A 21,233-nucleotide genomic window follows, 5' to 3' on the forward strand; every position below is an offset into this window, starting at 1 on the left:
CCCGCGCGGGGGTGGCCGTCCCCTTGCCGGGAGGGGTGGGGGCGGGTATGATAAAGTCCTGGTCGTGCTAGGCGGGGAACTAGCGGTGCCCTGTACCCGCAATCCGCTATAGCGGGGCTGAGTTCCCTCTCGAGGTCCGGCCTTGTGGGACTGCTCGGGCTAAGTGGTGAGGAAGGTTGGGTCCCACGCGGCAAGGACCCACGAACCCGGTCAGGTCCGGAAGGAAGCAGCCGTAAGTGGCCATCCTTGGGTGACGTGGGGGTGCCTGGCTGGAGCTAACTGGCTCGGTGCAAGCCGGAGGGTCGTGATCGACAGAGGGTGCACGACCTTCTTTGAACACCAAAGCGGACCGTCCTTATGGGCGGTCCGCTTTTCGTTTGCCTCGATGCCCTCGCGACGTGATCCTGGAACGACCTGTGCTCTTGGTGCTCTCCCGTGATCGGGCGGACGGCGCTGTCGATTTCGGTGGTGCCCGTTCGACCACGATGTAGGACCGGTTGCGCGTGGTCCGACCGCTCGGTCGGGAGCCCGGTCCTTCCGACGAAGGGAGACACGCCACGTGCGAAAGCTAGTTGTGAATACCTTCCTGACTCTCGACGGCGTGATGCAGGCCCCTGGCGGGCCGAACGAGGACCCGGAGGGCGGCTTCCGCCATGGAGGATGGTCGGTCAACTACTGGGACGACCGAATGGGCCAGTTCGTGGGCGAGGCCATGAGCAAGCCGTTCGACCTCCTCCTCGGGCGGAAGACCTACGAGATTTTCGCGGCTCACTGGCCCAACGCCGCTGAGGCGGAGGGCGCCGGCCCGCTGAACGCGGCCACCAAGTACGTCGTCTCCACCACCCTGAAGAGTGCGGATTGGGGGCCTGCGGTCCTGATCCGCGACAACGTGGTAGAGCGAATTGCCGAGCTGAAGCAGGGGAACGGGCCTGAGCTTCAGGTACAGGGGAGTTCGCGACTGGTCCAGACCCTGATAGCTCATGATCTGGTCGACGAGTACCGCGTCATGATCTTCCCGCTGACGTTGGGGACTGGGAAGCGGTTGTTCGGCGATGGAGCGCGCCCCGGCAACCTCCGCCTCGTCGACTCCCGGGTATCGACGACCGGCGTGATCATCGCCACGTATGAGCGCGCGGGCGCCGTCACATACGGCTCATTTGCCCTGGAAGATCAGCCAACGGGACAGTAACGCATCGTCGGCCTAATCGCGGCGGTAGGAACGAAGAGCCTCCGCGGACGCTGCCGAGCGGATGCATGATTCGGCAGGGTCCGGGAGGCTCACTAGCTTCCGAACAGCAGGGCGGATGCTACGAGCGCACCCGCTCGCGAGCCTGCGACCGCCTCCTCCGGCGCGCGCCACGACGGCGGCCGCTGGAGGCCGGTTCGAGATAGCGGCGCTTGAGCTCCTCGGCGGCTGCCGCGCGCACCTTGGCCGGGTAGACGGTCCGAGCCCACCAGATGTAGTACGCAGCTTCGGCCAGTAGCGCGAGGAGGACCAGGTAGAGCCAGAAGCGCTTGTAGAAGCCGAAGGCGCTGACGTGGAGGAACCGGAACGTGAAGAAGAAGAGGCCCAATCCGAACAGCACCGCGGCGATGGCGGCGCCGCGCTGGATCTCGTCACGGGCGATCGGGTAGCGCCGGGACAGCCGTCCCACATCGTAGTACGCCAGCAGCGACACGACGAAGCCTATGCCGCAGAGCGCGACAAAGCCGATCGAGAACGGCCCCCAGACAGGCGTATCCCAGAGCGGTGCGTTCAGATAGTCCCAACTCAGCGGATTGCGCATCCGCGCGTTCCTCGCTCCCCAGCGTTCAGTGACATCGTGTACCGCTACGACCCGTGGGGTGGGCGGTGACGCGGGCCTGCCTAGCGCCCCCGCTCGCGCCCGACGATGCCGCTACGACACGTCCCCGGTCAGCAAGGTGCGCTTGACCTCCTCGATGGCACGCGTGACTTGAATCCCACGCGGGCACGCCTCGGTGCAGTTGAAGACGGTGCGGCAGCGCCAGACCCCCGACTTCTGGTTCAGCACGGCCAACCGCTCGGCCGCGCCCTGGTCGCGGCTGTCGAAGATGAAGCGGTGCGCGTTGACGATCGCCGCGGGACCGACGAACTCGTCGTTGGTCCAGGTGATCGGGCAGGAACTGGTGCAGCACGCGCAGAGGATGCACTTCGTCGTGTCGTCGAAGCGCTCGCGATCCTCTGGCGATTGCAGCCGCTCCGTGGTCGGCGCCGGGTCGTCGTTGATGAGGAAGGGCAACACCGACTTGTAGGCGTTGAAGAAGGGCTCCATGTCCACGACCAGGTCGCGGATGACACGGAAGCCGACGAGCGGCTCAATGGTGATGTTGGTGCCCACGTCGCGGATGAGCACCTTGCACGCGAGCCGGTTGCGCCCGTTGATGCGCATGGCATCGGAGCCGCAGACGCCGTGGGCGCAGCTCCGGCGGTACGTGAGCGTGCCGTCGTGGAACCACTTCACCTTGTTGAGCGCATCGAGGACGCGGTCGGTCGGCTCGACCTCGACCTCGTGGTCCTCGTAGTACGGCTTGCTGTCGACCTCAGGGTTGAAGCGTTGAATTCGCAGGTGTACCTGCATCAGTACTTCCGTTCCTTGGGCTCAAACCGGGTGATGACGACCGGCTTGTAGCGCATCTCGATCCCACCCGACGTACGGTAGGCCAACGTGTGCTTGAGCCAGTTGACGTCGTCGCGCTGCGGGAAGTCCTCGCGGAAGTGACCGCCGCGACTCTCCTCGCGGGCGAGCGCCCCGGCGACGACGGCCTCGGCGACGTCCAGCAGATATCCCGTTTCGATCGTCTCAACGAGGTCCATGTTGAAGGTGCGGCTCTTGTCCCGCACACCGACCCGGCTGTAGCGGTGCCGCAACTCGGTCAGCTTCTCGCGCAGGGAGGTCAAGCCCTCCGCGGTGCGGAAGACGCCGCAGTCGCGGAACATGGCCTCTTGCAGTTCCTCGCGGATGACGTTGGCGTTTTCGGTGCCGTCGCCCTCGAGGAGGGCGCTGACCTCGGCGCGGGCGCGGAAGTCGGGCTCCTTGGGCAGCGGGTGGAAGTCGTTCTCGTTGATGGTCTTCAGCATATGCCGCCCGGCGCGCCGGCCGAAGACGATCAGGTCGACCAGCGAGTTGGTGCCGAGCCGGTTGGCGCCGTGGACGCTGACACAGGCGCACTCGCCGGCCGCGTACAGCCCAGGCAGGACCGTGTTCTCCTCGTCGATGGTGACCCGGCCGTCCACGTCGGTCGGGATACCGCCCATGCTGTAGTGGGCCGTCGGCTGGATCGGGATGAGATCCTTGACCGGGTCGAGGCCCATGTAGGTGCGAACGAAGTCGGTGATGTCCGGCAACTTGGTCTCGATGACCTCGGCGGGCAGGTGCGTCAGATCCAGGTGGACGTAATCCTGGCCGTTGATCCCCCGGCCCTCACGGATCTCCATGTAGATGCTGCGGGAGACCATGTCACGCGGGGCGAGGTCGAGCAGGGTGGGCGCGTACTTCTCCATGAAGCGCTCACCCTTGTCGTTGCGCAGGATGCCGCCCTCGCCGCGGCAGGCCTCGGACAGGAGGATGCCGAGCTTGTAGATCCCGGTGGGGTGGAACTGGAAGAACTCCATGTCCTCCAGCGGCAGGCCGCGCCGGAAGGCGATGGCGCAGCCGTCCCCGGCGAGCGAGAGCGCGTTGCTGGTGACCTTGAAGACGCGCCCGAAGCCACCGGTCGCCAGCAGGACCGCCTTGGCGTGGAAGACGTGAATCTCGCCGGAGTGGATGTCATACCCCACGACCCCGGTGCACACGCCGTCGTCGGTGATCAGCAGGTCCAGCATCATCATCTCGTTGAAGAAGGTGACCTGATGCTTGATCCCCTGCTGATAGAGGGTTTGGAGGATCATGTGACCGGTGCGGTCGGCGGCGTAGCAGGCGCGGCGCACCGGCCCCTCGCCGAAGTTGCGGGTGTGCCCACCGAAGCGCCGCTGGTCGATCCGGCCGTCCGGCGTACGGTTGAAGGGGAGGCCCATGTGCTCGAGTTCGTAGACGGCGTCGATGGCCTCGCGGGCGAGGACCTCGGCGGCGTCCTGGTCAACGAGGTAGTCGCCCCCCTTGACCGTGTCGAACATGTGCCAGATCCAGTGGTCTTCTTCGAGGTTGCCCAGCGCGGCCGCCACCCCGCCCTGAGCCGCCCCGGTGTGGGACCGCGTGGGGTAGAGCTTGCTAATGACTGCCACGTTGGCTTTCCCGGCGAGCTGGGCGGCGGCCATGAGCCCGGCCCCGCCGGCGCCGACGATGACGGCGTCAAATCGATGGTACATGCCTCATCTCCCTGCCGTTACGACGGCTTCGGGGTTGAACGTGACGATCGCGATGGAACCGATAATCAAGAAGATGATCGCGGCGCTCCAGAGAACGGAGTGGGCGAAGACGCGCCACCCACGCGGCCGCACGTAGTCGTCAACCGCGATCCGCGCACCGTTCAGCCCGTGCAGTAGCGCCAGGATGAGCATGAGCCAGTCAAACCCGCGCCAGAATGGCGAGTTCCAGCGGTCGACCACGAAGTCGTAGTTGATCTCGTCGACCGTGTTGACCACATGCATGATGACCACGTGGGTGACAGCCAGCAAGATCAGCAGCAGGCCACTGACCCGGAAGAAGTACCAGGAATACAGCTCGAAGTTGCTGCCCGTGGGGCGCTCGCGGCCGACGCGCGGGATCGGTGCGCGCCGCGCGGATCGTGGGGCGGCACTGACCTGATCCGGACCGCTACCCGTGGGGACTTGAACCACCGTTGAACCTCCCATGCGCCGCGGCCCGACGGCCGCAACCCGGCTAGAAGAGCGGCCGCAGCATCAAGATCGCCGTGGGGATGAAGCTGAGGAGGAAGAGGGCGACCACTGCGTAGAACATCTGCCGCTCGTACTTCCAGCCCTTCGACCAGAAGTCCACCAGAATGATGCGGATCCCGTTCAGTGCGTGGTAATAGAGCCCGGCGACCAAGATCACCTCGCCGGCGCGGAAGATCGGATGGCGATAGATGAACAACAGGTCGTTGAACGCCTCCGGGCCGTAGCCCACAGCGAAGATATCAACGATGTGCAGTAACAAAAAGACCAGCACCCCGAGACCGGCCAGGCGGTGTAGTGCCCAGGACACCATCCCCTGTGGTGGCCGGTACCCGCGATAGTTTGATGCCACTCGCGGTCCCCCTGCTCCAGCGTCCTCTTGGCCCCAGCGCGCGGCCCATGCCGCGCCGCCGGCTCCCATTGCGGCAGCCGTCGCAAATCTACGGCGGTTCGCCGGGCCTGTCAACACGGCTGATTGGTTTCGGCGAGCGCGGGAAGTACCTCTGCTATAATGCCAGCGTCTTGCCTGCCGGCATGGTCGACCGGAACCGGTGGCGGCTCCCTCCGTCCCCAGGGCCGGGTACCCGGAGCCGGCATCTCGCACACCCCTGTGGCTCGCGTGGCCAGCGAAGCGTTGAGAGGGACAACACGTGTCCGAACGGGAAGCCAGGCTCGCACAGCTTCGGCGGCTTGCCGATAGCCTGCTGCCGCGCCTCGCCGAACTGACCGAGCAGATCTGTTTGATTCCGGCCCCGACCTACCACGAGACCGAGCGCGCCCGTTGGGTGGCGCGCGCGTTCGAGGAGCGCGGGCTGGCGGTGGAGGTCGACGACCTCCCGAATGTTTACGCCCGCCGCCCGGGGAGCGGGCGAGGGGCGACGTTGATGTTGGCGGCGCACACCGATACGGTCTTCCCGCCAGGCACCCCGATCACCGTCCAGCGATCCGACGGGGTACTGACCGGACCCGGTATCGGGGACAACAGCCTCGGCGTCGCCGGTCTCCTGGTTCTGGTGGATCTCCTTGAGGCGGCAGGCATCACCACCCCTGGCGACCTGCTCCTGGTCGCGAATGTCGGGGAAGAGGGACTCGGCAACCTGCGCGGCATTAAGGCGGCCGTCGATCGCTTTGAGCCGGAGTTGGGTGGCGTCATCGCGGTCGAAGGGCACAACCTGGGCCGCGTCACCCACATCGCAGTCGGGTCCAAGCGCATCCGGGTGACGGTGACCGGGCCGGGTGGACATAGCTGGGGTGCGTTCGGCGAGCCGAGCGCGATCCACGAGCTCGCGGGGATCATCCAGGAGATTTCGATGATCCCGGTGCCGCTGCAGCCCAAGACGACCTACAACGTGGGGCTCATCGAGGGTGGGGTGTCGGTCAACACGATCGCGCCGCGCGCCTCGGCCGTGATCGACATGCGCTCGACCGACCCCGACCGGCTCGCCTGGCTGGCGCAGGAGGTCACGCGCATCGTCGAGCGCCGCCGGACCGACCGGGTTTCGACCGAGATCGAGGTGTTGGGCGAGCGACCGGCCGGCTCGGTGCCGCCCTCGTCGCCGCTCGTCCGCCTGGCGGTGGAGGTGCTGGAACAGCTCGGCTTCCAGCCGGAGCTGAACGCGTCGAGCACCGATGCGAACATCCCGATTGCCCGCGGGATACCGGCGGTGTGTATCGGCCTCAGCCACGGCGCGCGCGCTCACCGCACCGACGAGGAGATCGAGATCGCGCCGGCGGCGGTGGGGCTGGTGCAACTGGCGCTCATTGCCGAGCGTTTTGTGGGCGAGGCGCAGGGCAGCAAACGCGTCGACGGGGAGAGGCCGTCGCGGTGAGCGGGATCTACGTCGCGCTGGACCTCGAAGCGACGGGGATGGACCCGGAGCGGGACGAGATCATTGAGATCGCGGCGATCAAGTTCCGCAACGACCGGGTGCTCGACCGCTGGGAGAGCCTGGTGCGTCCCCGCGGCCCGATCCCGTTCAACATCACCAGCCTGACCGGCATCGGCGCCAAAGATGTGCGTCGTGCACCGATCTTCCCGGTGGTGGCGCCCCGGTTGCGGGACTTCGTGCGGAACCACCCAATCGTCGGGCAATCGCCGGAGTTCGACATCCAGATGCTTGCCGGGGCCGGGCTGCGGCTGCAAAACCCGCTCTACGATACGTTTCAACTGGCCACCATCTTGATCCCGGACCTGCCGGCCTACAACCTGGCCACCATCGCGGCGCGATTGGGCGTCTCGGTCCCGCACCAGCACCGCGCGATGGCGGACGTCGAGACGACCATGGCCGTTTTCCTGGGCCTCCAGGATATTCTCCTCAGCCACGACGCGGAGACCCTGGCGCGGCTGGCTGAGCTGGCGCGCGTAGCCGGGTCGCCGCTGGCGCGGCTGTTCGCGGAGGCGCGGCGTGAGGTGGCGAGCCTGGACGGCATGGGTCACGGGACCATCGCGGCGCAGTTGATGGCGAAGACCGGGATGAGCCGCGGCGGGCCTGAGGTGCTGTTTCTGTTCCAGCGGGACCGCCCCCAACGCCTGGAGCCGACCGGCTCCGACGAGCCGATCGACGTTGAGGCGCTCCGGGCCTGGACGGAACCGGGGGGTGCACTGGCGCAGACCTTCCCCGGCTACGAGCCGAGGCCGCAGCAGGTCGCGATGCTGGAGGCCGTGGCCGAAGGCTTCAACCAGGGCGGGACGTACCTGATCGAAGCCGGAACGGGGACCGGCAAGTCGCTGGCGTACCTGCTCCCGGCCATTCTCCACGCCGTGACCCGCGGCGAGCCCGTGGTGATTTCCACCAATACCATCGCCCTGCAGGACCAGCTCTTCCGCAAGGACCTGCCGGACCTGCGACGAGCGCTCAAGGAGATGGCCCGCACCCAGCCGGAGCTGGAGCGCGTGGCATCCTTCGAGGCGGCCCTTCTCAAGGGCCGCTCGAACTATCTCTGTCTGCGCCGGTGGTTCCTGGCACAGCGTGAACCGTCCGTATCGCCCGAGCGGGCCACGCTCTACGCGAAGATCCTGACCTGGCTCCAACAGACGGAGACGGGAGACCGCGCGGAGCTGCACCTCTCCCCGGAGGAGCAGGTGTACTGGTTGGCGCTGGCCGAGGAGGAGGGGAGCTGCGTCCCAGGCCGGTGCATCTTCCACCGGCGGAACCAGTGCTTTCTTTACCGGGCGCGCCACAAGGCCGAGAGCGCGCACGTCATCGTCGTCAACCACGCGCTGCTGTTGTCGGATATGCTGGCGGCGAATAACGTTCTGCCGCCGTACCGCCACCTCATCATCGACGAGGCGCACAACCTGGAGGACGAAGCGACGACGCAGCTCGGCTTCAGCATCAGCCGCCACCGCGTCCTCGACTTCGTGTCCCGCTGCGTCACGCGGGACGACGACGGCGCCCTCGGTGGTGCGCTCGGCGGCCTTTGGAGCGTGGTGGCGAACGCCCGCGTGCCGCTCGCCCGCGAGATTGCGGCGTCGCTGCAGCCGCAGTTGGACGGGTTGGTCCGTACCGCGCGCGAGGTGAGCGACGAGATCGAGCGCTTCTTCCACGCGCTCGGGGACTTCGTGGAGCGGTACCAGGCCGGCCAGAGCGAGCACGACCGGCGCCTGCGCCTGACCGACGCCGTGCGGCACGATCCGGGCTGGAGCACGATTGAGGTCTCGTGGGACCAGGTGGCGGGGCGCCTGCGTGAGATCGTCGCAGTGCTGGTCTGGGCCGCGGGAGAGTGGGAGGGGATCAGTGAGGAGGAGATCCCCGAACGCGACGAAGTGGCGACCGAGTTGGAGGTCTTGATCCGCACCGGGCACGAACTGATCGAGCGGGTGCTGGGCGCGATCGCCAACCCGAGCCCCGACACGATCTACTGGCTCACGCGGAACGTCGCCAACGGCGACGTCGCCATTTCGGCTGCGCCGCTGCACGTGGGCGATGTACTGCGCGAGCACCTCTTCGATCGCTGCCGCACGACGGTGCTGACCTCGGCGACGTTGACGACGGATGGCTCGTTCGACTACGTGCGGCAACGCCTCGGTATCGAGGAGGCGAATGAGCTTCAGGTGCCGTCGCCGTTCGACTACCCGGCGACGACGCTCCTCTACCTGGCCGACGACGTACCGGAACCGGGGCAGCCGGGACACCAGCGCCACGTCCAGGAGGCGCTGATCGACCTCTGCAAGGCGACACGCGGTCGGGCCATGGTCCTTTTCACCTCCCACAGTGCGCTCCAGACGACCTACCGGGCCATCAAACGGCCGCTGGAGGCAGAGGGGATCCTGGTGCTGGCGCAACGCATGGATGGGAGCCCGCGCCAGTTGATCGACCGGCTCAAGAGCCACCCGGAGACGGTGCTGCTCGGCACCAACAGCTTCTGGGAAGGGGTAGACATCGTCGGTGACGCCCTGAGCCTGCTGGTGATCACGCGACTGCCCTTCTCGGTGCCGAGCGACCCGGTGTTTGCGGCTCGCAGCGAGCTCTTCGACGACCCCTTCAATGCGTACGCCATTCCGCAGGCGGTGCTGCGCTTCAAGCAGGGATTCGGCCGGCTGATCCGCAGCAGCACCGACCGAGGCGTCTGTGTGGTGCTCGACCGACGAACGGTAAGCCGACGCTATGGGTCATCGTTCGTGCGGTCCCTACCGGACTGCACGGTGGTGGTAGGACCGACGTCCGAGTTGCCGGCGCGCGCGACCGAGTGGCTGCAGGCGCGGTCGGCTTCGGCGTCGGTTTGATCGGGATCGGGCAAAGCCCGAGGGAGTGGAGGCAGCCGCAGATGAGTTCGAGTATCGACCGGAACCTGGCGCTGGAGCTGGTCCGGACGACCGAAGCCGCGGCGCTCGCGGCCGCGCGCTGGATGGGGCGTGGCGACAAGAACGCTGCGGACCAGGCGGCCGTCAACGGCATGCGGACCATGCTCCAGTCCGTCCACATGGACGGCGTCGTGGTGATCGGTGAGGGCGAGAAGGACGAAGCCCCGATGCTCTACATCGGGGAGGAGGTCGGCACCAAGGATCCGCCGCAGGCCGACCTGGCGGTGGACCCGATCGACGGGACCCGGCTGTTGGCGAACGGGATGCCGAACTCCCTGTCGGTGGTGGCGCTAGCGGACCGCGGCTCGATGTACTACCCGCCCGGAATCGTGTACATGAACAAGATCGCGGTAGGGCCGGAGGCGGCGTTCGCCATCGACATCAACGCGCCGGTGGCGGAGAACCTCCAGCGGATCGCGGATGCCAAAGGGATGCGTCTGCGCGATCTGACGGTGGTCGTGCTGGACCGCCCACGCCACGAGCAGTTGATCGCCGAGATTCGCGCGACCCAGGCGCGGATCAAGCTGATCACCGACGGTGACGTTGCCGGCGCCCTGATGGCGGCCATGCCGGGGACGGGCATCGACGTCCTGATGGGCATCGGTGGGGCGCCGGAGGCGGTCATCGCCGCGGCCGCGCTGAAGTGCATGGGTGGCGCGATCCAGTGCAAGCTGTGGCCTCGCAACGACGACGAGCGCCGTGCGGCGCTGGAGGCGGGGCTGGATCTGGAGCAGGTGCTGACCGCCGACGATCTGGTGCGGTCCGACAACGTCTTCTTCGCCGCTACGGGCATCACCGATGGGGAGCTCCTGCGCGGGGTGCACTACACGGCGGAGGGGGCGACGACGGAGTCGCTGGTGATGCGATCGCGCTCCGGGACGGTGCGGCGGATCCAGGCGTCACACCGGCTCAGCAAGCTCCAGGAGTTTGCCGCCGTTCCATTTGACTAGAACAGGACATCATGCTATACTGGTCGCGGCACCGGTGGGATCGGTGCCGCGACCTCATCCCCGCCGCTGGCGATTCCCGTATGGAATGTCCCGAAGGGCACCCTGTAACGCTTCGGAGTCCACTGCGCAACCCAGCCGGGGCCGAACGGCAACCCAGACCCGCGCGACGTGTTCGCCTGTCATTGAGGCTGGAGCACTTCACGAGCACTTATCTTCTGCGCATGAGAGGTCAACCACACGTGGTCACGCGACGTGCGCATGGCTGCCGGACTAGTGGTGCCGGACCGCCTGCAACCTTGCCCCGGAGGCTCGCTCCGCTGGGCGGCACCGTCGTGGCCGCATGTGGGAGTGAGCACCGGTTGTGGCCACGGCCGCGCCGGAACTGAGCGTGCGATCCCCACCACCTGCGCGAGCGCCCGCTCCCGGCCGCCGTCAACCGATTACCACCACGCACCACCACAAGAGATTCAGGGACAACACGCAGCCCGCTCAGCCACCACGGCGGCGGCTGGTGTGGGAAGAGGAACGGAATGACCGTAACCATCAACGAACTTGAGTCGAAAACCATCGATGAGCTGCATGAAATCGCGCGCGAACTGGAGATCACCGGCTTCTCCCGCATGAAGAAGCAGGAGCTGATCAGCCGCGTGCTCCAGGCGCAGACCGAGCAGCAGGGGAACATCTACGGCGAGGGTGTGCTCGACATCATCGAGGACGGATTCGGCTTCCTCCGCGGCGAGCGCTACCTCCCCGGCCCCAACGACATCTACGTCTCGCAGTCGCAGATCCGCCGCTTTGGGCTGCGCACCGGGGACTGGGTCTCGGGGCACGTGCGACCGCCGAAGGAGAACGAGAAATACTACAGCCTGTTGCGGGTCGAAGCCGTCAACGGCATGGATCCGGAGACAGCGCGACGAAGGCCGAACTTCGACAGCCTGACCCCGATCTTCCCCCTCGAGCTGATCAACCTCGAAACCTCGCCCAACATCCTCTCGACCCGGTTGCTCAATCTCGTCGCCCCGATTGGGCGCGGACAACGCGGGTTGATCGTGTCGCCGCCGAAGGCGGGCAAGACGATCCTGCTCAAGGCGATTGCCAACGGCATCACCACGAACTACGAGGACATCCACCTCATCGTCTGTCTCATCGGCGAGCGGCCGGAAGAGGTGACCGACATGAAGCGGTCGGTCGACGGTGAGGTGATCAGCTCGACCTTTGATGAGCCGGTGGAGGACCACACCAAGGTTGCTGAGATGGTCCTCGAGCGCGCCAAGCGGCTGGTGGAGTCGGGCCGGGACGTCGTGATCCTGCTCGACTCGATCACGCGGCTCGCCCGGGCCTACAACCTGGCGGTTCCGCCGAGCGGCCGCACGCTCTCCGGTGGTATCGACCCGGTGGCGCTGTACCCGCCGAAGCGCTTCTTCGGTGCGGCCCGCAACATCGAGGGCGGCGGCAGTCTGACGATCATCGCCACCTGTCTCATCGACACCGGTTCCCGCATGGACGACGTCATCTACGAGGAGTTCAAGGGGACCGGTAACATGGAGCTGCACCTGGACCGCAAGCTGGCGGAGCGCCGCATCTACCCCGCCATCGACATTCAGCGGTCGGGGACCCGGCGCGAGGAGCTGCTCCTCGACGAGCAGACGCTGCGTCAGGTCTGGACGATGCGCCGGATGGTCTCGATGCTGGGCGGAACCGAGGGGACCGAGTTGGTGCTCGGGCGGCTGGCCAAGACGGCCAACAACGCCGAGTTCCTGGCGACGCTCACCAAGGATCTCTAGTCCGAGCGCGGCTCAAGCAGCGAACAATGGATCTCGAGGCGGGCATCGTGCCCGCCTCGAATCATGTTCGGGTAGCGGGAAACTGGCTGCCTTGAAGGGCTCGGCCTATCTGCGGCTGGAGGGTTTGCCAGCGTTGGGCGCCGTGACGCGCGCACGTCGTCACCTCGCGTCCAGCAACCCTCGACGGCATTCACTCCATGAAACGGCCCAAGACGAGGCTGGCGTTGATCCCGCCGAAGCCGAAGGAGTTCGTCATCGCGACCGCGACCTGGGCAGGGCATCCATTGGGTGGAACGTGGTGCACGGCACAGGCGGGATCGGGGTTGTCGAGGTTGGTGGTCGGCGGAAGCCAGCCACGGGCAAGGACAAGGGCGGTGATGGCCGCCTCGATCGCGCCGCTGGCGCCCAGCGGGTGCCCGTACAGTCCCTTCGTCGCGCTCACCGTAGGCTGTTTGGGCGCAGCGCCGAAGACGTGCCGGAGGGCGCGTGTCTCGGCCGCGTCGCCGAGAGGGGTCGAGGTCGCGTGCGCGTTGATGTAGCCGACCTCGCTCGGGGATCGTCGCGCGTCGCGCAGCGCCAGGACCATTGCACGCGCGGCCTGGTGCCCCGAGGGCAGTGGGCGGACCATGTGATAGGCGTCGTTCGTCGCGCCGTAGCCGAGAACCTCGGCGTACGGTTGTGCACCGCGCCGCAGGGCGTGCTCCAAGGACTCCAGGACGAGGATGACTGCCCCTTCGCCCATCACGAAGCCGTCCCGTTCCCGGTCGAAGGGCCGGCTCGCGCCGGCCGGGTCGGCGTTGCGGGTCGACAGGGCCCGGATGAGGTCGAAGGCGCCGAACGTCAATGGCGCCAGCGGCGCCTCAGACCCGCCGGCGAGGGCCACGTCGACCGTCCCGTGCCGGATCGCGCGGGCGGCTTCTCCGATGGCGACCGCGCCCGAGGCGCAGGAGTTCGCGTTCCCGACGATCGGGCCGGTCAGGCCGAACTCGATGGCGACGGCGGCCGCGGGCGCACCGCCGAAGACGGTCAGGGCGAGGGCCGGCTCAACGGCGCGGATGCCGCGGCTGAGGAAGCGCGCATGCTGCTCCTCGCCGAACGGGACGCCGCCGAGTGCGCTGCCGACGAAGACCGCTGCGCGGCGAACGGCACGGTCGCGAGGGGCATCGAGCCCTGCGTCGGCGAGTGCCATCCGGCTTGCAGCCACTGCCAGGTGGGTGCAGCGATCGGCGCGCCGGGCGCGCTCGGCGGACACGTGGTCGGAGGCCACGAAGCCGTCAATCTCGGCCGCGACCTGGGATCGGAACGGCGCCGGGTCGAAGCGGGTGATGGTCCGCACCCGCGGCTGCCCACAGCGCAGCCCGCGCCACAGGCCCTCTCGCCCAAACCCGATCGGCGTGACGGCGCCGATCCCGGTTACAACCACGCGGCGCCCGGCGCCAGGCTCGCTCATCCCGGCACCCCCGCCTTCATCTCGGCCAGTTCCTTGATCCGTCGCAACGTCTTCCCGGCGATGTTCTCCACGAAGAGCGGCCCGATGATGCGCTCGGCGACCAGCCCGCCGATCACAGGCCAGGGAGGGTCGAAATCGTGGACGATGCGGACGGTCAGGCCGTCCGGGCCGGGTTCGAAGAGCCAGGCGACGTCCATGCCCTTCGTGACCCCACCAACATGCCGGAACCTGATGCGCGGGATCGCCGGCTCCCGCACCTGCACCGCGCGCCAGCGAACGGGGATGGCGTCGCGTCGGGCGGCCATCTCGACCAGACGCTCGTGTCCGTCGTCGCGCAGGACACGGACCCAGCGGTAGTGGGGGAGGATGTCGGGCCAGCGCTCGACCGCGGCCGCCAGCTCGTAGACGGTGGTGGGATCGGCGTGGATGACGATATCGTTTGCGGTGTGCATCGGCTCCCCCTACGGTTTCAGCAGTGCCCAGAGGAATCCCGGGTGAAGCGCCGGGCGCGCGGGTGCGAAGTCGCCGAGCACGCCCGTCAGGCGGGCTTCGATATCCGGGCGTTCGGCGATGCGAGCCAGCGCATAGTCAAGCAGCGGCCGTGCCCCAAGGAATCCTTGGATCAGCAGGCACAGCGCGGCCTTGTCGCGGAACGCGGCGCGCCGGGCATCGGCATACCCGGTTGCGACGGTGTCGCCGCGTGCCAGCGCGGACACCAGTGCGTCCGCGGCCAGCGCGGCGCCGCGAAGCGCTCGGAAGATCCCTTCGCCGGTGAACGGGTCGAGGAATCCCGCCGCATCGCCGACGAGCAGGTAGCCGGGACCAGCCACGCGGCGGACGCGGCTCGCCAGCGGGCCGACGCCGCGGACCGGCGTGACGCGCTGCGCACCCTCCAGCGCTTCCGAGACCCCGGGCACTTCGGCGAGGCAGCGCTCGAAGTAGGCCGACGTCGGCTCTCCGGGCGGCTTTCTGCCCAGCGGTCCAACCAACCCGACATTCACGACGCCGTCGCCGACCGGCGCCAGTCCGCAGTAGAGATCTGGACCGACGCGCATGTGCCCGGTGCCGTCGAGGCGGGTGGCACCCGCGTAGCGCGCGACGAGGCCCAGGCGGCGGGGCCAGCGGACGGGGCGGGTGAGGCCCAGCGACCGGGCGATGGTGGAGTGCACGCCGTCGGTGCCAACGACGAAGCGGGCACGGAGCACTGCGTCGCCCCCGTGCGATCCCGTAGCGGACACCGCAACGCCGACGACTCGCCCGTCTTCCACCACAACGCCGCGGACGCGGGTTCGCTCCCACATGCGCGCCCCGGCTGCCACGGCATGTTCGACCAGGATCTGGTCGAGGACGAGCCGAGGGATGCCCAGGCCACGGCGCGGTGGGTCGGATGCCGCGAAGTCCAGGTGGATCTCGCCGCGGGCGGTGCCGACCCGCATGCCGCGCAGCCACTGCCCGCCACGCTCGGCCACCGCGTCGAGGACGCCAAGGTCGTCGAGTTGCTCGACGACTCCGGGACTGAGGTATTCGGCGCACGCTTTCTCGCGCGGGAAGGTGGCGCGGTCGAGGAGGAGCACGTCGCAACCCGCGCATGCCAGATGCGCCGCGGTGGCTGCGCCGGCCGGACCGGCCCCGACGACGATGACGTCGGCATCCAACCGGCTCATGGCGCCACCACCGTCAGGGCAGCCCGGTAGCCGAGGTAGGTATCCGCGGCGACGAGGCGGAGCCCGGCTGCCGCGAGCAGATCGGTCATCTCGGCCAAGGTGTAGGCACGCCGCGCGGACAGCGGCGCGTCGTGGCGCGTGAGCGGGTTCCTCGTCGCGATGCGGCCGAGGAGCCAGGCTCCGGCAAAGCCGATCCGGCTGCGCAACAGGTCGTTGACGATCACCCCCCGGCGGGCGACGCGGGCCATCTCGGCGAGGAGCGGGATCGCGTCGGGCGGGTCGAGGTGGTGTAGCAGCAGCGAACAGTGTGCGACGTCGACGGCGCCGTCGCGGAGGGGGAGACGGCCTCCATCGGCGGCGACGAGCCCGGGGCTCGGTGCTGTGCTGCGCGCGTGTTGGAGGATGACGACGCTGCGATCGACGCCGACGACATGAAGGCGGATCTCCCGGCGGTGCGCCCATTCGATCAGCGCGGCGGGGATGTCGCCCGCTCCCGTGCCGACGTCGAGCAGGAGGAGGGTGTCTCCCGGCGTGGAGGGGGCGAGAAGGCGGGCGAGCGCGCGTTGAGAGAGCCGGATGCCGCCCAGGAAGCGATTAACCCGGGCGAGATCCGCGAGGTTGCCCTGAAGCGCGGTCGGGTCGACAACGGGGAGGTCAAGCAGTTCGGGCCGGTCGGCACTTGGGGTGCGCTGCATCGGCCAGATCCACCGGCTGCGCACGAGCCGGGTGGGGACGTGCAGCGGGCTCTGGCGTTTGGACCCGATGTCCATCAGGCACTCCCACCGCTCGCGGAAGCTGGTCGTTCCCGGTCAGGGTGGCATGTATCGCAGCTTTCGAGCCAGCGGCGCGCTGGGGATTGCCTCCCGCGGGCGCAACCGCCATGATTGCCCGGCGTGGCCGCGATGCCGGCCGAGGAAATGACAATGTGGCAAGGAGGCAAGACCGTGGCTGCTCGCACGCTCCCAGATGGATTCATCGCGCGTGCGCCCGTGCCGGCCGACGCCCCTGCGATTGCCGGGCTGATCGCAGCGTGCCAGGAGGCCGATGGCGACGAGCCGGACGCGTCGGCGGAAGAGGTACTGCGCGACTGGGAAGGGCTCGACCCCGAGCAGGACGCGGTGCTCGTCGTTGCTCCGGACGGCACGGCTGCGGCGTACGCCGATGTGCTCAACCGGCGGTATGTGCAACTCTCGGTGTACGGGTCCGTCCACCCGCGGTATCGGGGCCTGGGACTAGGTAGCTGGTTGGTTCAGTGGGGCGAAGCGTGGATCAGGGAGCGGATGCACCTGGCACGGGCGGAGGCGCAGGTCACGGTGCAGCACTACATCCGGTCGACGAACACGGCGGCGCTCCGCCTGATGGAGCGGCACGGCTACCGCCCGGTGCGAGATATCTGGCTCATGGCGATCACGCTCGATCAGCCCCCACCCGCGCCGGAGTGGCCGGAAGGAATCACGGTGCGGACGTTCGTACCCGGACAGGATGAGCGGGCGACCTTCGAAGCCGTCGAGGAGGCGTTCAGCGATATCTGGGGGCGGCCACCCAGCACCTTCGAGCGCTGGCTTTCGATGACGCAGTCGGAGCGAAAGGACCCTGAGCTCTGGCGTCTGGCGATCGAAACCGATTCCGGGCAGATCGTCGGGACGTGCCTCGGGCAGGAGATCTCCGGCAAGGGATGGATTGGCTCGGTCGGCGTGCGGCGACCCTGGCGGGGGCGGGGGATCGGGCTGGCCCTCCTGCGGGACGTCTTCGGTGTCTATTACCGTCGTGGCGTGCGGGAGGTGGAGCTCAGCGTGGACTCGGAGAGCAGGACGGGCGCCCCTCGGCTCTACCGGCGCGCGGGGATGGAGGTCAAGCAGAACTACATCCTCCACCGGAAGGAGATCCGCCCTGGGATCGACCTGAGCACCACGGCGGAACAGTCGTGACGCGACGTTTGCTCCTTCCTCGCGCGGAAGGCAACCGAGCGACTTGGTGCGCCCAAGGTAGGACCCTGCCTGATTCGGGAGGGAGCGCCGTGGCAAGCCAGGGACGGCAGTGCGCGGGCCACTCCGGTCGGATACGAAATATTCGACCGGAGTGGCCCTTCTTCATGGTCAGTAATCGAAGTGGATGGGCGTGTCGATGATCGTGGGGAGGTCGCGCCGCGCGGCCGCGCGAATCGCCTCGGCCAATGCATCGGGGGACTCGGCGCGGACGCCGGGGATCCCGTAGGCGTCTGCAAGCTTGACGTAATCGGGGTTGACCAGATCCACCGCGATGAAACGACGATCGAACTCGCGCGCCTGAGTCTCCTTCACCGCCGTGTAGGTTGAGTCGTTGAAGATGACAATGGGCAGGCCGAGGCGGAACTGAACGGCGGTGGCCACCTCCTGCATGGTGAACTGGAACCCGCCGTCGCCCACGATCGGGACCACCATCGCGTCGGGGCGCGCGATCTTGGCGCCGATGGCGGCGGGGAGTGAGAAGCCGAGCGTGCCGTAGCCCGCCGGGAAGAAAAAGGTGCGTGGCTCGTAGACCGGGTAAAGGCGGCAGGAAACGTAGCTCATCATCGTCATGTCGGTGACGAGGATGCCGTCTCGGGGAATCGCCGACCGCAGCGCGTCGACGTAGGGCTGCTGCTCGGCGCCCCAGGCCACGGCGCGTGCCCGCTGGCGGATGTCGGCGACCTGCTCAGGTTTCCAGCTCTGCTTGCTGACTCCCCGTGCTGCCAGGTGGTCTACCAGGGCGCGAACCGTCAGTGCCGCGTCGGCGACGATCGCCTGGGTGGGTGCATAGTTGCGGCCGATCTCCTCGGGGTCGATGTCCACTCGGATGATCGTAGACGGCATGGGCATGCGCTGGTAGTCGGTGTCTTGCGCGCCAAGCTTCGAGCCGATGACCAGGGCCAGGTCGGCGCCGCGCAGCACCTCCTCCACGGGGCTACCAGGCTCCCACAGGTTCCCCAGCGCCATGGGGTGGTCCTCGGCGATCGAGCCCTTGCCCATGATCGAGGTGAGGACCGGCGCGCCGAGGCGCTCGGCCAGTTCCGTAATCGCCTGGTGGGCACCGCTCGCCACCGCGCCACCACCCGCGTAGATCACCACGCGCTCGGCTGCGGCAATGGCACTTACAGCGCGCTCGACGTCCTGCGGGTCCGGAGCGACCGGGGCGATCGGCTCGGGCGATGCCACCTCAATCTCACCGAAGGCGCGGAGGACGTCCAGCGGGACCTCGACGTGCGTCGGGCGTGGCCGGCCGGTCGTCATCTGGCGGAAGGCCTCGGCGATCAATTGGGAAACGGCGGGCACGGTGGTGGCTCGGTCGTTCCACTTCGTGACCGCGCGCATGACTCCGAGCTGGTCTTTGAGGTCGTGCAGGTGACCGAGCATCTTCCCGGCCCACTCCTGCTCTACGTTCGCTGAGACGACCAGCACCGGGATGGAGTCGGAGTAAGCCTCGCCGATCGGCGTCGCAACATTGGTGATACCGGGGCCGGTGATGATAATCGCCACGCCGGGGCGCCCGGAGGCACGGGCGTAGCCGTCGGCCATGAACCCCGCGCCCTGCTCGTGGCGGGCGAGGATGTGGCGGATCGGCGAGTCACGGAGCGCATCGTAGATCTCGAGCGTATGCACTCCGGGGATGCCGAACACGACATCCACCCCATGGGCCTCCAGCGCCCTGACCACCGCCTGACCGCCCTTTACGCGCTCACCCATGTGTCGTCGCCCTCTCCTCCCAAGCGTCGGCTGCTGCGCAGCCGCACGCGCACTACATCCCTGGCATGGCAAGACTGGGCGCCATTCTACGATACGGTGGCGCCGTGCGCCTCACATCATTCGAGTGGGGCGGCCAGGAGTTCGTCCGTCGACGCCCAGACCCGGTCGAGGATGGTCGTCATCTCTTGTCCGTCGACGATGCGCGGGCGGTAGTAGTTCTCGATGAGGACTGGGACGAAACGCAGAGCAGCGAGACGGGTGCCATGGAAGGCGAGGTGCAGGATCAGCCCCTGCTTCGTCTCCAGCGACCACTCCTGATCGAAGACGAAGTTGCCCAGAGAGTAGACGATCGGCTTCCCGCGATAGACCTCCATGCCCTGGACCCAGTGCGGGTGCGACCCGACTACGAGCGCGGCCCCGGCGTCGATCGCCCGCCGCGCGATCAGTCGCTGCTCGTCGCTCGGGGTGAGGGTGTACTCGACGCCCCAATGGATGAAGGGAATGACGAGGTCGGCCTGCTGGCGCGTCTGCTCGATGTCGGCAACGATGTAATCCAGCACCATCGGGGCGGTGCCCGGGCTCGATTCGGTGGCGCCGTACACGTTACCGGTAACGCCGTCGTAGCCCAGGTAAGCGACGCGTACGCCACGGATGTCGAAGATGGCCGGAGCACGGGCAGTGGCGAGGTCAGGACCGATGCCGAAGGGAACGATCCCGGCCCCTTCGAGCGCGGCCAGTGTGTCGACCATCCCGCCTTCTCCGAAGTTCATGCTGTGGTTATTTGCCTGGGAAACGGCATCGATCCCGGCGAGGCGCAGCCCTTCCACTCCGGCGGTCCGCGTCATGAATGAGAACGTGTACGGGTCGGTGGGCGGTGGGATGGTGTCCGAGAGGCTGCACTCCAGATCCCCCACGGTCAGATCGGCGGCTTTGAGCTCGTCGGCGACGAGGTGGAAGGGCGCGGTGAAGTCGCCCAGGCGCGTCATGATGGTGTGCACCGTCCGCCCAAGGATGATGTCCCCGACCATGGTGATGGTGACGGCTTGGTCGGGCAGAAGCTGTGCCGGGGGGCCGAAGTCGTCCGCCGAGACGGAGTCGGCGCCCTCGACCACGAGGTAGCGGTGGAACGGATACGGTTCCGCCTGGTCCGGGTGGCGCACGGGGTCAAGTCCGTCGATAACCAGGGTTCCGACTCGGAAGTCGACCGTTGAGAGCGGCACCAGCGCGATGCCGCCCGGTTCGCTTGCGAATTCCCCGACGAGGGCCTCGTAGTCGGGTGCGGGGCTGCCGGGTGCGTCCCGCGGCAGTGGCACGACCGGCCTCGGGGTCGGAGAACCCACTTCGGCCCAGTCATGCGTCGCGCCGCTGAGGAGGCTCCGTGCCTGTTCCGCGCTCACGGCGCGCACGGGCAGGCGTGGGGAGACGGCGACGACAAGGGGTTCCCGCGCCACGGTGATCGCATCATCCGCTGGTGTGGTCGTCAGGGCGACCCGCACGTCAGCCTCGTCGGGGCTGGTTGCCGGATCCAGCCTCGCGTCGCCTAGCGTCTTCTGCAAGCTCGCCAACGCCTCCTGCGCACAGCGGGCGAAGGGTGGAGGGAGTGTGGGGTCGATCCAGATCGAGACGCGGGGCGGCGCTGGTGTCGGTGACCGCGTGGCGGTCGGCGTGGGCGCGGGAGATGCCGGGGGCGTTGGAGACGCCTGGAGCGTTGGTTCCGGCGCCACCGCCGCTCGCGGGCCTGTTGACGACCGGCCGCTGCACGCCGCAGCCAGTATCCCGGCGAGCGCCCTGGCTACGGCGGTCACGAACGAGCGGCGGCTGAGCATATCCCCTCGCATCCCCCTTACTATTGCCGTGCGGGGAGAGGGTAGGGTACTCGATTCTCCGGTGTCAAGCGGCGCCGGGTCCGCCTCGGGCGGTCACTTGCCGCTGGTCCCAGCCGGCTCCATGATCCAGACCCGCACCTGGTCCGGGACGAGCTCGGCGAAGCGACGCGCGTCCTCCACCGAACCCACGGCGACACCG

17 protein-coding genes and 1 other RNA gene are annotated in these 21,233 nt (G+C 68.0%); 7 read left to right on the forward strand and 11 right to left on the reverse strand.

Features of this window, described 5'->3' with window-relative positions:
- Positions 1 to 62: 62 nt before the first annotated feature.
- Together ffs and IRZ30_RS07310 are read left to right on the forward strand one after the other, a co-directional pair.
- Positions 63 to 326, forward strand: an RNA gene (gene ffs / locus IRZ30_RS07305) — signal recognition particle sRNA large type.
- Positions 327 to 559: 233 nt separating this feature from the next.
- On the forward strand, positions 560 to 1,189 hold the full coding sequence (locus IRZ30_RS07310; RefSeq protein WP_294084234.1) for a dihydrofolate reductase family protein: 630 nt from the start codon (positions 560 to 562) through the stop codon (positions 1,187 to 1,189).
- 118 nt (positions 1,190 to 1,307) lie between these two features.
- Here IRZ30_RS07310 and IRZ30_RS07315 read toward each other — a convergent pair whose 3' ends face one another.
- The 5 genes from IRZ30_RS07315 to sdhC all read right to left on the reverse strand — a co-directional run bounded on the left by IRZ30_RS07315 (position 1,308) and on the right by sdhC (position 5,207).
- Positions 1,308 to 1,787: a hypothetical protein gene (locus IRZ30_RS07315; protein ID WP_294084235.1), complete on the reverse strand. Its 480-nt coding sequence runs from the start codon at positions 1,785 to 1,787 to the stop codon at positions 1,308 to 1,310.
- A 111-nt stretch (positions 1,788 to 1,898) separates the two neighbouring features.
- Complete coding sequence (locus IRZ30_RS07320) at positions 1,899 to 2,600, reverse strand: succinate dehydrogenase iron-sulfur subunit (RefSeq protein ID WP_294084236.1); 702 nt, start codon at positions 2,598 to 2,600, stop codon at positions 1,899 to 1,901.
- The gene (gene sdhA, locus IRZ30_RS07325) at positions 2,600 to 4,327 is read right to left on the reverse strand and encodes a succinate dehydrogenase flavoprotein subunit (protein WP_294084237.1); all 1,728 of its coding nucleotides are present in this window, start codon (positions 4,325 to 4,327) and stop codon (positions 2,600 to 2,602) included. The genes IRZ30_RS07320 and sdhA overlap by 1 nt, the downstream gene beginning before the upstream one ends.
- A gap of 3 nt (positions 4,328 to 4,330) precedes the next feature.
- Positions 4,331 to 4,798 carry a succinate dehydrogenase hydrophobic membrane anchor subunit gene (locus IRZ30_RS07330; protein WP_294084238.1) on the reverse strand — a complete coding sequence of 156 codons (468 nt, stop codon included), beginning with the start codon at positions 4,796 to 4,798 and terminating at the stop codon, positions 4,331 to 4,333.
- Between the two features lie 43 nt (positions 4,799 to 4,841).
- Positions 4,842 to 5,207 carry a succinate dehydrogenase, cytochrome b556 subunit gene (gene sdhC / locus IRZ30_RS07335; RefSeq protein ID WP_294084239.1) on the reverse strand — a complete coding sequence of 122 codons (366 nt, stop codon included), beginning with the start codon at positions 5,205 to 5,207 and terminating at the stop codon, positions 4,842 to 4,844.
- Between the two features lie 298 nt (positions 5,208 to 5,505).
- Between sdhC and IRZ30_RS07340 the strand changes: the two genes are divergently transcribed.
- The 4 genes from IRZ30_RS07340 (at position 5,506) to rho (ending at position 12,393) form a co-directional block, all read left to right on the forward strand.
- Positions 5,506 to 6,684 carry a M20/M25/M40 family metallo-hydrolase gene (locus IRZ30_RS07340; protein WP_294084240.1) on the forward strand — a complete coding sequence of 393 codons (1,179 nt, stop codon included), beginning with the start codon at positions 5,506 to 5,508 and terminating at the stop codon, positions 6,682 to 6,684.
- Entirely contained in the window at positions 6,681 to 9,581 is a 2,901-nt protein-coding gene (locus IRZ30_RS07345; protein WP_294084241.1) for a helicase C-terminal domain-containing protein, read from the forward strand. Before IRZ30_RS07340 ends, IRZ30_RS07345 begins: the two co-directional genes overlap by 4 nt.
- 41 nt (positions 9,582 to 9,622) lie before the next feature.
- Positions 9,623 to 10,609, forward strand: a complete 987-nt coding sequence (glpX, locus tag IRZ30_RS07350; RefSeq protein ID WP_294084242.1) for a class II fructose-bisphosphatase — start codon at positions 9,623 to 9,625, stop codon at positions 10,607 to 10,609.
- Positions 10,610 to 11,139: 530 nt separating this feature from the next.
- Entirely contained in the window at positions 11,140 to 12,393 is a 1,254-nt protein-coding gene (rho, locus tag IRZ30_RS07355) for a transcription termination factor Rho (RefSeq protein ID WP_294084243.1), read from the forward strand.
- A 190-nt stretch (positions 12,394 to 12,583) separates the two neighbouring features.
- Here the strand turns inward: rho and IRZ30_RS07360 are convergent, their stop codons facing one another.
- From IRZ30_RS07360 to IRZ30_RS07375, 4 genes are read right to left on the reverse strand one after another with little or no spacing between them, the layout of a single operon-like run.
- Positions 12,584 to 13,843: a beta-ketoacyl synthase gene (locus IRZ30_RS07360; protein ID WP_294084244.1), complete on the reverse strand. Its 1,260-nt coding sequence runs from the start codon at positions 13,841 to 13,843 to the stop codon at positions 12,584 to 12,586.
- A complete protein-coding gene (locus IRZ30_RS07365) occupies positions 13,840 to 14,295 on the reverse strand; it encodes an SRPBCC family protein (RefSeq protein WP_294084245.1) in 456 nt (151 codons plus the stop codon). The genes IRZ30_RS07360 and IRZ30_RS07365 overlap by 4 nt, the downstream gene beginning before the upstream one ends.
- A 9-nt stretch (positions 14,296 to 14,304) precedes the next feature.
- Positions 14,305 to 15,507, reverse strand: coding sequence for an NAD(P)/FAD-dependent oxidoreductase (locus IRZ30_RS07370; RefSeq protein WP_294084246.1), 1,203 nt, complete (start codon positions 15,505 to 15,507; stop codon positions 14,305 to 14,307).
- A complete protein-coding gene (locus tag IRZ30_RS07375) occupies positions 15,504 to 16,277 on the reverse strand; it encodes a methyltransferase domain-containing protein (protein ID WP_294084247.1) in 774 nt (257 codons plus the stop codon). The genes IRZ30_RS07370 and IRZ30_RS07375 overlap by 4 nt, the downstream gene beginning before the upstream one ends.
- 174 nt (positions 16,278 to 16,451) lie before the next feature.
- Here IRZ30_RS07375 and IRZ30_RS07380 point away from each other — a divergent pair, with 174 nt between their 5' ends.
- Entirely contained in the window at positions 16,452 to 17,435 is a 984-nt protein-coding gene (locus IRZ30_RS07380; RefSeq protein WP_294084248.1) for a GNAT family N-acetyltransferase, read from the forward strand.
- A gap of 168 nt (positions 17,436 to 17,603) precedes the next feature.
- On the opposite strand, the gene IRZ30_RS07385 is transcribed toward IRZ30_RS07380, so the two are convergent.
- A complete protein-coding gene (locus IRZ30_RS07385; protein WP_294084249.1) occupies positions 17,604 to 19,208 on the reverse strand; it encodes a thiamine pyrophosphate-binding protein in 1,605 nt (534 codons plus the stop codon).
- Positions 19,209 to 19,324: 116 nt separating this feature from the next.
- Entirely contained in the window at positions 19,325 to 20,764 is a 1,440-nt protein-coding gene (locus tag IRZ30_RS07390; RefSeq protein WP_294084250.1) for a CapA family protein, read from the reverse strand.
- Positions 20,765 to 21,233 lie beyond the last annotated feature (469 nt).

The organism is Sphaerobacter sp. (assembly GCF_019683595.1).
In the GTDB taxonomy this organism is placed as follows: Bacteria; Chloroflexota; Chloroflexia; order Thermomicrobiales; family Thermomicrobiaceae; genus Sphaerobacter.

What these genes read in the sequence shown, in the direction of transcription:
- IRZ30_RS07370 (WP_294084246.1), bottom strand. Translation starts at nt 15,507, where the DNA reads ATGAGCCGGTTGGATGCCGACGTCATCGTCGTCGGGGCCGGTCCGGCC.
- IRZ30_RS07385 (WP_294084249.1), bottom strand. Translation starts at nt 19,208, where the DNA reads ATGGGTGAGCGCGTAAAGGGCGGTCAGGCGGTGGTCAGGGCGCTGGAG.
- IRZ30_RS07360 (WP_294084244.1), bottom strand. Translation starts at nt 13,843, where the DNA reads ATGAGCGAGCCTGGCGCCGGGCGCCGCGTGGTTGTAACCGGGATCGGC.
- IRZ30_RS07375 (WP_294084247.1), bottom strand. Translation starts at nt 16,277, where the DNA reads ATGGACATCGGGTCCAAACGCCAGAGCCCGCTGCACGTCCCCACCCGG.
- sdhA (WP_294084237.1), bottom strand. Translation starts at nt 4,327, where the DNA reads ATGTACCATCGATTTGACGCCGTCATCGTCGGCGCCGGCGGGGCCGGG.
- rho (WP_294084243.1), top strand. Translation starts at nt 11,140, where the DNA reads ATGACCGTAACCATCAACGAACTTGAGTCGAAAACCATCGATGAGCTG.
- IRZ30_RS07365 (WP_294084245.1), bottom strand. Translation starts at nt 14,295, where the DNA reads ATGCACACCGCAAACGATATCGTCATCCACGCCGATCCCACCACCGTC.
- glpX (WP_294084242.1), top strand. Translation starts at nt 9,623, where the DNA reads ATGAGTTCGAGTATCGACCGGAACCTGGCGCTGGAGCTGGTCCGGACG.
- IRZ30_RS07315 (WP_294084235.1), bottom strand. Translation starts at nt 1,787, where the DNA reads ATGCGCAATCCGCTGAGTTGGGACTATCTGAACGCACCGCTCTGGGAT.
- IRZ30_RS07320 (WP_294084236.1), bottom strand. Translation starts at nt 2,600, where the DNA reads ATGCAGGTACACCTGCGAATTCAACGCTTCAACCCTGAGGTCGACAGC.